The organism is Vulcanococcus sp. (genome assembly GCF_044369115.1).
In the GTDB taxonomy this organism is placed as follows: domain Bacteria; phylum Cyanobacteriota; class Cyanobacteriia; order PCC-6307; family Cyanobiaceae; genus Vulcanococcus.
In genome coordinates, this window is record NZ_JBIPMN010000289.1 from 1 (window position 1) to 2,805 (window position 2,805).

The 2,805-nt window shown below is 60.5% G+C and carries 3 protein-coding genes; 1 reads left to right on the top strand and 2 read right to left on the bottom strand.

Annotation, left to right across the window (positions count from 1 at the left end; translation table 11 throughout):
• Positions 1–366 precede the first annotated feature (366 nt).
• Positions 367–1,284, top strand: a complete 918-nt coding sequence (locus tag ACIQ2E_RS15160) for an NAD-dependent epimerase/dehydratase family protein (protein WP_398332331.1) — start codon at positions 367–369, stop codon at positions 1,282–1,284.
• On the opposite strand, the gene ACIQ2E_RS15165 is transcribed toward ACIQ2E_RS15160, so the two are convergent.
• Together ACIQ2E_RS15165 and ACIQ2E_RS15170 are read right to left on the bottom strand one after the other, a co-directional pair.
• Positions 1,263–2,105, bottom strand: coding sequence for a hypothetical protein (locus tag ACIQ2E_RS15165; RefSeq protein WP_398332333.1), 843 nt, complete (start codon positions 2,103–2,105; stop codon positions 1,263–1,265). The two genes, ACIQ2E_RS15160 and ACIQ2E_RS15165, sit on opposite strands and share 22 nt — an antisense overlap.
• Positions 2,106–2,143: 38 nt before the next feature.
• A partial coding sequence (locus tag ACIQ2E_RS15170; RefSeq protein WP_398332335.1) for a HEAT repeat domain-containing protein occupies positions 2,144–2,805 on the bottom strand: 662 nt, incomplete at its 5' end.

Sequence of the window (2,805 nt, forward strand, 5' to 3'; positions counted from 1 at the left end):
TCACGATCACCGGCAGGGTCAACGCTGTGGTGGTCGCTGGGTCGAGCGCACCAGCCTGAAACGTGGCCTGAAACCACCACGTGCGCCCATCGGCGCAGCGCCGATCCACACAGAAGCGGGACAACCCCGCTCGCGTAAGGCGAGTTGCAATGCATCGCCGCTGCAGCCCGTAGAACGCTGCACCAGGGTCTCCAGACCTGAGGTTTCGATGCTGCAAACGTGCATGGGCTGCAGGTGGCAATGGACGCTGGCACGGATGGCGCGCCGGGATCGGAATGGACAATCCGTAGTGGTTGCCACGCAACGACAGCGCTGAATCCGATAACTTCACAAATATTAACTCCCACTCCGTACCTGTGGCCGGCAATGACCTCCTCTGCGGATCTTGCTTCCCTCTACCAGCTTCTGGCGACGCGGGACACACCGACCCTGCCCTCAGGGGAACGCCGCGCCATTTTGGGCTGCGGCTACGTGGGTGAGGCGGTGGCCCAGGCTTGGAAGCAGCAGGGCCATGAACTCTGGGGCACCACCACTCGGCCAGAACGGCTAACGGAGCTCGCCAATCTGGTGGACAATCCGCTGATCTTTGATTCAACAGATTCCCGCAGCGACCTGAGTTTCACCCAGGATCTGGACGGCATTTTGGTTTCTTTTGCCCCCTCAAAGACCAGCAATGTGGACTTGCATCATTACCAGCAAACGTACCTCCAGGGCGTTGAACTACTGCTGCAAGCCCTACAGCAACGACCCGTCAGCACCCCTCTCCAGCTGGTGTACCTCAGCAGCTGCGGCGTGTACGGCAACCGGCAGGGCGCCGTCACCGGCGAGGACGACCCCACTGATACCGACCATCCCATCAATGCGGTTTTGGTGCGTGCTGAAGAGATGATCAGCTCACTGCGCTCTGAGCACGTGAATGTCTGCATCTTGCGCCTTGGAGGCATCTATGGGCCAGGCCGCGACATCCCAGCCACGCTCTTGGGTGCTGCTGGCGGCCTCATCCAACGCAACGGCCTCAATGTGCCGTGTTGGATTCACCGTGACGACATTATAAGTGGTGTGGATTTCGCATTCGCGCGAAGCCTCAATGACACGTTCAATCTCGTCAATGACACCCAATTCAACGGCCAAGAGCTCACCGACCGGCTCTGCGAGCAGGCTGGGCTGCCGTTTGCGAGGTGGCTCACCATCGACACAGCCGATCGCGTTCTGAACGCTCGGGTGAGCAATGCCAAATTGAAGCGCTTGGGTTTCCGCTGGTCTCACCGTTGTTTGGTGGGGTGATAAAGGCGCTCACGCCAACCCACTAGATGGTGATCGGCATCAAAGCCGATCAGACAATGCACAAAGGTTTCCGGTTCCACCAGGCAACCAACATGCAGTTCAAAAGAACCAACGGGTAGCTGATCCGGCAGGCTGCAGACCAGTTGATCCTCAAACACCCCGCTGACCCCATGCTGGAGGAATGTGTCTGCCGTGAATCCAGGACAAGGCCGACCTGGGGCCGTCTGCTCAGAATGGACACCGGGGTTCAAGGTTGATTCCATCCCCGGCCAGCCGGCCGGCACCGCCAGCAACGCCTCCAGCGACGTAAAGCCAGGTCGGCTGGGTTCAGGTTCGGATCGTTCGCAGCGAAACGAGGTAGCCGCGATTGATTCCAGCCGCAAATGCCCGTCAGCCCAAGGCTGGTAAAGAACCACCAACATCGATCGGCTGCGCCCGTGGAAGAAATTCACTTCGTGGCCAGCTTTGGCGAGATCGGCGTCCATCCGCAGGCTCGATTGACCAGCGGTTTGAAGAAAATGCCAGCAGTTGTAGCCCAGGCTGTAGGTGTGCCGGTGGAGGGGAAAGCGCCGTTCCCCACCCGGGGCATAGCGCAATCCAGTTCCATGCCACTCGCCACTGTGGGCATCGGCAAATCGGATGGCATACAACGAGGGGGTCGCGTTGGTGATTCCCCGCTCCAGATTCACGCCATGGCTGTCTCGTTCATACCAGGTGGTGGTCCCCAGCCAGTCGCCATCGAAGCTGTCCCGCATCCACTCCCAGGCCTGATCCACCGCGCTGTCAAGCGCGGCGAAGGGCTGGCTGTCGGGGGCTTGCATTGGCAGCATCGCGGGGTTTTGGCAACCTCGGCGGGGAGCTACCGATCAGTCTGCCCCGGCCCGGTTGTTAAGCCATGGGAACCTCCTGAGTGATCAATGCGATGCAGCGCCAAGGTCGAACGCCTTTGAACCACGACGGGCGTAAGCGGGTCCGAGCCGGCGGCCAGGCCAGACAGGGCATGTCTCAGGGCCTCAAAGCTCAGATCCGAAAACCGTTCGCCTTGATGGAGCGCTAACCCTTCCAGGCCAACGACGACGGCGTAGCGAACGATCCACTCGCCGTCCCCACAGGCCGCTAGCAAGGCTTGCAAGCACTTCTCGGCCATGCCCGAGGCCTGGTCGTCAGGCAGGGATCTCAGATCAAGGCGTCCAAGGCCCGACGCCGCGGCGCGCCGAACGGAAGGCCCAATATCCGTCGCCAAGGCCCGCTCAAGCACCTCAAGACCACGGGGGTCAGCAATTCCGGCGAGGGCACGAACCGCCCATGCCCGAGCGCCGTAGTTGTTGGTTCCCAGCGAAGCCAGAATCGGCTCAACAGCAGGCTCTCCAATGGCAATCAGACCATCAACCGCTGCCACTGCCGCACCTGGATTGTTAAAACCAAGGATTTCCAACAAACAGGCTGTTGCCAAGGGATGCTTTGCTTCAGCCAAGTGCTCAACGGCGCTTAAAAGAGCATCCGCAGAATCAGCCGATTGCA